2 protein-coding genes are annotated in these 1,804 nt (G+C 50.9%); both read left to right on the top strand.

From position 1 onward, the window contains the following. The first annotated feature begins 128 nt into the window (after positions 1-128). A complete protein-coding gene (locus tag VH187_RS23480) occupies positions 129-626 on the top strand; it encodes an HNH endonuclease (RefSeq protein ID WP_414713934.1) in 498 nt (165 codons plus the stop codon). A 348-nt stretch (positions 627-974) separates the two neighbouring features. Further along, a partial coding sequence (locus VH187_RS11615) for a DNA polymerase (RefSeq protein ID WP_329701608.1) occupies positions 975-1,804 on the top strand: 830 nt, incomplete at its 3' end.

Here is a 1,804-nt window from a genome sequence, read left to right as displayed (position 1 = left end):
CTGCATCACTCTATGCATCCCGAGTCCCCCAAGTCGTTGGGGTTTTTAGGAAGTATATACACTAACGAACGGGCATGGAAACCCTTGCGTCCACGCGGTAAACACTCAGAGAGACGAGAAGACGAAGAATGAAGTGTTCAGTCTCCGGCTGCCAAACCGAAGCTAAATATAAGTGTAAAGGTATGTGTGGAATGCACTACAAACGACAGTGGCGGCACGGTGATACAGACCTCAATCTTAACGAACTAGTTAAGTATGCTCCAGATCAAACCTGTTCTGTAGAGGGATGCAACAAGCTCGCTAAAGATAATGGTATGTGCAGTGCCCACGGAAACAGAGTACGGCGGCATGGAACACCAAACTTAGTTCGTCGAGCGAATGGTACAGGCGCTATAAACGCTGCTGGATATAAGCTCATTACTGTAAATGGCAGGCGTGTTTATGAACACATAGCCGTCGCCGAAAAAGCCTTGGGTAAACCGTTACCTAACGGCGCAGTCGTACACCACATGAACGAGGATCCGTTAGACAACTTTACCCCATTCAATTTGGTGATCTGTCCAAACCAAGCCTACCACTTACTGCTACACAGGAGAACAGAAGCGGCGAAGCTAATAGACTTCTGAAATAGATCGCGTGGAAGCCTCTCCGCCCACGCGGCAAACACATGGAGCGGAGAGAGGATGAAGAATAATGTCTAAGGAACCGTTCACGCCCAGGGAACCTCATACCCTTCCTCGAGAAGAACCCCGCCACACAAAGGCGAAGCCCCGTGACGATCTTCCACCGCCCGACTATACAGGGCCAAAGTGGGATTTCATGGTGACAGCCGGTTTCGACTCTTTGAACGCTATGGGCGGAATGGGTTGGGAGTATCTAGAAATGTGGGACGCTCCGACCACCGTGACAAGTCATGGCCCGATCCACCGAATAGGGATTGAACCCTTCTTCATTTGGCGGAGGCCAGCGGCTTAATGGCCGTGATCTGGAGGACTGATCAGCCCCACCCCAACTCCGCGGCGGTAGCCGAGCAAGTCTATAACGGCCTGGACTCCTGCGTTACGTTGGAAGTGCTGGAGGCACTTCTTCCTCAACTGAATGAGGTGACAGAAAGAATTTATGACTTTGAACGGGCGCTTCAAGCTCCCATCCTCGAAATGCAATGCAGGGGAGTTCTCGTTGACCAAACAGAAAGGACGAAAGTCTACGCGTACTACGAAGGGATCAGGAACGAACTTCAATCCATCTTCGACACCATCGTTCAAGAAGGGCTCGGCGTCAGCCCGATCAACGTCGGATCCTGGCAACAAAAACAGTTCCTCCTATATGAAGTCTTACGGCTCCCGCCAGTCCGTGAGAAAGGCAAGATCACGACGAACCGCAAAGCACTAGAACGGTTACGTTCCAACTTCTACGCCGAGCCTATCTGTAACCACATCCTAGCTCTGCAGGACGTACGGAAGAAACTAGGTTTCTTGAAGACTGGGATTGATCCCGATGGCAGGATACGGACCTCTTTCAATATCGGTGGAACTGAGACTGGTAGGCTATCCTCCTACCAGTCGTGCTTCGGAACTGGAACAAATCTCCAAAACATTACGGGAGAAATGCGAAGGATTTTTGTCGCTGACCCAGGGAAAAAGTTCGCTTACATTGACTTGGAGCAGGCCGAGGCTCGAGGAGTTGGAGCAATTATTTGGAACCTGTTTAAGGATAGTCAGTACCTCGACTTCTGCGAGAGTGGAGATCTCCATACTTCTGTCTGCATGATGACCTGGCCGGATCTAGGGTGGACACACGATGC

Origin of the sequence: Scandinavium sp. (assembly GCF_036271055.1) — a bacterium.
Lineage (GTDB): Bacteria > Pseudomonadota > Gammaproteobacteria > Enterobacterales > Enterobacteriaceae > Scandinavium.
This window is presented reverse-complemented; position numbering and strand designations above follow the sequence as displayed.